This window comes from Nitrosomonas sp. (assembly GCF_020852615.1).
Classification (GTDB): Bacteria; Pseudomonadota; Gammaproteobacteria; order Burkholderiales; family Nitrosomonadaceae; genus Nitrosomonas.
In genome coordinates this window covers 26,478-32,522 of record NZ_JADZAJ010000019.1, presented here as the reverse complement: position 1 = coordinate 32,522, position 6,045 = coordinate 26,478, and the positions used below count along the sequence as shown (strand labels likewise).

Here is a 6,045-nt window from a genome sequence, read left to right as displayed (position 1 = left end):
GTAATAGTATCTTGTTCAGGAATTTGCTGATTATGCCGCAGGATAAGAACCGAAAATCTTCACAAACGTTGCATTATCACGCAGCATTTGCAGTGCCTTTGCCACATTTTCATCCTCCTGATGCCCGACAATATCAGCAAAAAAAACATACTCCCACAGACTGGCACGTGAAGGACGTGATTCAAGGCGGGTCATGCTGACCTGATGTTGCGCAAATGGCGCCAGGAGCTCATGCACTGCACCTGGCCGGTTATGCGTGGCCATGGCAAGTGAGGTTTTATCCTTGCCCGAGCGCGTAACTCCATGGTTACCAATAACCAGGAATCGTGTGGTGTTATTTGGATTATCCTCAATATTGGCGGCACAAATCTTCAGCCCAAACACTTCAGCGGCTTTTTTCCCGGCAATGGCAGCAGCACTGCTGTCAGCCGCAGCCTGACGGGCAGCATCTGCATTACTGGCAGCGTTGATCTGATCAACAGCAGTCAGGGTTTGCAGATTTTCATTGAGCCATGTCTGGCATTGTGCAAAAGACTGCGGGTGCGAATAAATTTTTCTAATAGCAGACAACTCTGTCTGCTGCGCCATCAGGCACTGGTGTATCGGCAGCTGAAGCTCGCCACAAATCTTCAGCGGTGTTTGTAACAGCAGATCCATCGTTCGACCGACAGCGCCTTCGGTAGAGTTTTCAACAGGGACAACACCATAATTTGCCGCTCCGGATTCAACCTTACGAAAAATATCGTCGATCGAGCTGCATGGCATGGCAGTAACAGAACTGCCAAAACGCCTGACAACAGCTTCTTCCGAAAATGTACCCTGCGGCCCAAGATAAGCAATAACCAGGGATTCCTCCAAGGCACGACAGACCGATATGATTTCAGTAAACAAATATACGATATGCTCATCTCGCAACGGCCCTGTATTGGCCTGCTGCAAACGGGAAAAAATCTGTGATTCCCGTTCGGGACGATAGGCTGTTCCGGTTTTTTGCCGGCCGATCTGTTGCGCGAGCCGTGCACGACTGTTGATCAGGTGAAGCAATTCATCATCGATTGCGTCGATTTCATTACGCAGTTGTTTGAGCTGTTCTGTCATCAATATGGATTTATAAGATTGCAGCTGAATTTTTTTCTATACCCGCTCCGGCGATTCTGATATTGGCAAATAACGCAACATCAATACACCTGTAATCCGGGAAATTGCATCTATGGTTTCCTGTGGAACAGCACGATCGGTATCGACCAGTGTATAGGCCATTTCCCCCTTGGATTTATTTACCATGTTATGGATATTCAGACCGACATCTGCCATACAGGTTGATATCTGTCCCAGCAGATTAGGAACATTGGCATTGGCAACAGCAACCCGGAAAGGGGTGCCGCGTTCCATGACAACATCTGGAAAATTAACGGTAAAGGAGATATTGCCATGAGTGACATAATCCATGATCTGGTCGGCAATCATCATGGCACAATTTTCTTCGGCCTCGCGCGTGGATGCTCCAAGATGAGGCAAACTGATGACTGCCGGCTGCCGCTGCAGCTTTTGACTGGGGAAATCACAGACATAATATTTAATGATTCCATTCCGGATACCAGCCAGCACAGCCTCTTCATCAACGATCGCATCACGCGAAAAATTCAATAAAACTGTATTTTTCTGCATACCGGCAATCAGTGCTTCATTGATCAGATAGCGAGTGGAATCATTAAGTGGCACATGCAGTGAAATAAACTGGCTGCGGCGTATCAGCTCTTCTATCTGATTAGCTTTCTGAACTTCAGCAGGCAGGCTCCAGGCAGAATCAATAGTAATTTTCGGGTCATATCCGAATACTTTCATCCCGAGCCGGATTCCAACATCGGCCACTTGCCGGCCAATCTTGCCCAGTCCGATGACGCCCAGTGTCCGCCCTGGTAATTCGGTACCTGAAAACTGTTTTTTACCCGCCTCAACCTGCAAATTAAAAGACTGGTCATCCCCTTCCAGTGCATTGACAAAGTGCAGAGCCGGTATCAGGTTGCGTGATGCTATCAACATGCCTGCCAGCACCAGCTCCTTGACTGCATTGGCATTGGCTCCTGGTGTGTTGAAAACCGGGATACCGCGCGCACTCATCTGGTTGACAGGGATATTATTGGTTCCGGCACCCGCACGCCCGATGGCAATCACACTTTCAGGTATGTGCATGTCGTGCATGTTATGTGAACGCACCAGGATCACATCAGGATCAGTAACGTCGCTGCCAATCTGAAAAAATGATGAAGGAAAACGCTTGAGCCCAACCTGAGCGATTGAATTCAGCGTGAGGATTCTGGTGATTTCCCGGATACCATCAGGCATGATTTCTTTCAAATTCCTGCATAAAAGCCGCTAAAGCCTGCACACCTTCCAGTGGCATCGCATTATAGATTGAGGCACGCATCCCGCCGACTGATCGATGCCCTTTCAGCTGCAGCAGACCATGAGTCTGTGCCTGCTTCAGAAATACCTCATCCAAGCTGGAATCACTTAATGTAAACGGAATATTCATTCTGGACCGGTCCGCCCGATTAACCGGGCAATGATAGAAACTGCTGGCATCAATCAGATCATAGATCAGTCTGGCTTTGGCAATATTACGCTGCTCAATCGCGGCCAGCCCCCCCTGTTTTTTCAACCATTCCATAACAAGCCCCATAATGTAAATGGCATAAGTTGGAGGCGTATTGTACATTGAGGCGTTATCCGCATACGTCTTATAGCGATACATTGTGGGTGTCCCGGAAAGCGGTGCGACATCCAGCAAGTCTTCACGGATAATTACCAGTACCAGTCCGGCAGGGCCAACATTTTTCTGTGCTCCGGCGTAAATCAGCCCGAATTTGCTGACATCAAACGGCCGTGACAGAAAATTGGAGGACATGTCAGCAACCAGAGGAATCGTTTTATCGCTGCCCGCTATGGCTGATAAATCAGGAATCCATTGAAACTCGACCCCACCAATCGTCTCATTGGTTGTGTAATGTACATAAGCCGTGCCCGGTGAAATTTTCCACTGTGCTAACGGGGGGGCTGAATTAAAGCCGTCACTTTCCGATGAAGCCGCGATATGAACAGATCCGTAACGGGCAGCTTCATTAATCGCCTTTTCCGACCACTGGCCGGTTTGAACGTAATCTGCTTTGCCACTTTCGCCGAGCAGATTCATTGGTACCATAGCAAACTGGCTTAACGCTCCCCCTTGCAAGAACAGTATTTTGTAACCGGCAGGAATATCTGCCAGTTCACGCAAGGTTGATTCCGTTTTGTCCATGATGGACATAAACTCTTTCCCGCGATGACTCATTTCCATAACTGACATGCCACTGCCATGCCAGTCCAGCATCTCTTCGCGGGCCTGCTCCAGCACTTCTTCCGGCAATACAGCCGGACCCGCACTGAAATTGTAGGTTTTTCTCATAGATTCACCGGATCAGGTTAATTTTCATCTGTTTCGACAATTCTTTCCAATCCGGCCAGTTTCTCACCCGCATCCAGATTGATCAGTGTCACCCCCTGGGTTGCCCGGCCCATTTCACGAATCTCACTGACACGGGTACGAATCATGACACCTCCCGTGGTAATCAGCATAATTTCATCACTGGGTTCAACCAGCTGGGCAGCAACAACTTTACCATTACGGGTGTTAGTATTAATCGCGATCATACCCTGAGTACCCCGGTTATGACGGGTATATTCGGTAATCGGGGTTCGTTTACCAAAGCCATTTTCAGTCGCTGTCAACACTGCCATGTCTTCACTGTCTGCAACCAGCAGAGAAATCACTTTCTGATCCGCGCCGAGCTTCATACCTCTTACCCCACGCGCACTGCGCCCGGTAGGCCGCACATCATTTTCATCAAAGCGCATCGCCTTGCCCGCATCAGAAAAAAGCATCACATCGTGCTTGCCTTCGGTTAATGCCACACCGATCAGATAATCCCCCTCATCCAGGCCAATGGCAATAATTCCGCTGGTACGTGGCCGTGAAAACTCTGACAGAGGTGTTTTCTTAACCGTACCCCCAGCCGTTGCCATGAATACATAACGGGTATCATCAAACGATTTGACCGGCAATACTGCATTAATCTTTTCATTCTGTTCCAATGGAACCAGGTTATTTATCGGCCTGCCACGCGAGGTGCGACTGCCTTGCGGCACATTGTAAACCTTGATCCAGTAAACACGCCCGAGGCTGGAAAAACACAGAATAAAATCATGTGTATTGGCAATAAACAGGTTATCGATGAAATCATCTTCACGAGTCGTAATGGCCTGCTTGCCACGCCCGCCACGTTTCTGCGCACGATAATCATCCAGCAATTGCGATTTGATATATCCCGCGTGAGACAGGGTTACCACCATATCGGCAGGGGTAATCAGATCTTCAGTATTCAGATTCTGCGCATCGATTATCACCTCACTGCGGCGTGGATCGCCAAACTGATCCTTAACGGCTGTCAATTCTTCAGTAATAATGCCAGTAATCCGTTCCGGATTTGCCAGGGTATCGAGAAGATCGCGGATTTTATCCAGGATTTCCCTGTATTCCGAAACGATCTTTTCCTGCTCCAGCCCGGTGAGCCGCTGTAATCTGAGATCAAGAATTGCCTGGGCCTGTGCATCAGATAAACGATAACCCTGGCCGGATAAACCAAATTCAGCTGCCAGTGTCTCGGGACGGAATGCAGCCGCATCGATCATGGCACGGCGCAGCATTTCTTCAACCAGTGGCGAACGCCATATCCTGGCCATCAACCCTTTTTTGGCCTCTGCCGGAGTTGGTGCAGCTTTGATTAAAGCAATAATTTCATCAACATTGGATAAAGCAACTGCCAGTCCCTCCAGCAAATGACCGCGTTCACGCGCCTTTCTAAGCTCAAACAAAGTACGCCGCGTTACGACTTCACGGCGATGGCGCAGGAAATAATCCAGCATTTGCTTCAGATTAAGCAAACGCGGCTGCCCGTCGACCAGTGCAACCATGTTAATGCCGAATGTGTCCTGCATCTGTGTCTCTTTGTACAGATTGTTCAGGATAACTTCAGGCACTTCTCCACGTTTGAGTTCAATCACGACACGCATACCGGATTTATCCGACTCATCACGCAGATCGGAAATCCCTTCTATTCTTTTGTCTCTAACCAGTTCACCAATGCGCACCAGTAAATTGGCCTTGTTCACCTGATAAGGCAGTTCATCAATGATAATGCTGTGGCGATTGCCCTTATCGAGCTCTTCAAAATGTGTGCGGGCACGCATGATGACGCGCCCTCTTCCGGTATGGTATCCGTCCTTAATGCCGGATATACCGTAAATGATGCCGGCAGTCGGAAAGTCCGGTGCCGGCATACAGGCCATCAATCCGGCTATATCAATTTCAGGATCACACAGCAGCAGCAGGCAGGCATCAATGACTTCCCGCAGATTATGCGGCGGAATATTGGTAGCCATCCCCACAGCAATACCCGACGATCCGTTAATCAGCAAATTAGGTATTTTGGCCGGAAGAATCAACGGTTCATGCTCGGAGCCATCATAGTTTGGCCCAAAATCGACTGTGCTCTTGTCCAGATCAGCCAGCAATTCATGGGCGATACGCGACATTCTGATTTCGGTGTAACGCATGGCGGCAGCATTGTCACCATCAATCGAGCCAAAATTACCCTGCCCGTCAACCAGCATATAGCGCAGAGAAAAAGGCTGTGCCATGCGCACAATCGTGTCATAAACGGCGGTATCACCGTGAGGGTGGTATTTACCGATTACATCACCGACGATACGAGCAGATTTTTTATATGGCCGGTTCCAGTCATTCGACAGTTCATGCATGGCATAAAGAACACGGCGGTGTACCGGTTTTAACCCATCGCGAACATCTGGCAAGGCTCGGCCTACAATCACGCTCATCGCGTAATCGAGATAAGAACGCCGCATTTCGTCTTCCAGACTGACGGGCAGGGTTTCCTTGGCAAATTGTTCCATGTATGAATCGCTTTAGTGGTAATAGGTTTAGATTAT

4 protein-coding genes are annotated in these 6,045 nt (G+C 48.9%); all 4 read right to left on the bottom strand.

The genetic code is table 11. The features are described from left to right. Window positions 1–30 precede the first annotated feature (30 nt). From pheA to gyrA, 4 genes are read right to left on the bottom strand one after another with little or no spacing between them, the layout of a single operon-like run. Complete coding sequence (pheA, locus tag IT527_RS04085) at window positions 31–1,098, bottom strand: prephenate dehydratase (protein ID WP_292966924.1); 1,068 nt, start codon at window positions 1,096–1,098, stop codon at window positions 31–33. A 36-nt stretch (window positions 1,099–1,134) separates the two neighbouring features. Then, a complete protein-coding gene (locus IT527_RS04080; RefSeq protein ID WP_292966921.1) occupies window positions 1,135–2,346 on the bottom strand; it encodes a 3-phosphoglycerate dehydrogenase family protein in 1,212 nt (403 codons plus the stop codon). After that, on the bottom strand, window positions 2,339–3,445 hold the full coding sequence (gene serC, locus IT527_RS04075) for a 3-phosphoserine/phosphohydroxythreonine transaminase (protein ID WP_292966918.1): 1,107 nt from the start codon (window positions 3,443–3,445) through the stop codon (window positions 2,339–2,341). Before serC ends, IT527_RS04080 begins: the two co-directional genes overlap by 8 nt. A 17-nt stretch (window positions 3,446–3,462) precedes the next feature. Next, complete coding sequence (gene gyrA, locus IT527_RS04070; RefSeq protein ID WP_292966915.1) at window positions 3,463–6,009, bottom strand: DNA gyrase subunit A; 2,547 nt, start codon at window positions 6,007–6,009, stop codon at window positions 3,463–3,465. Window positions 6,010–6,045 lie beyond the last annotated feature (36 nt).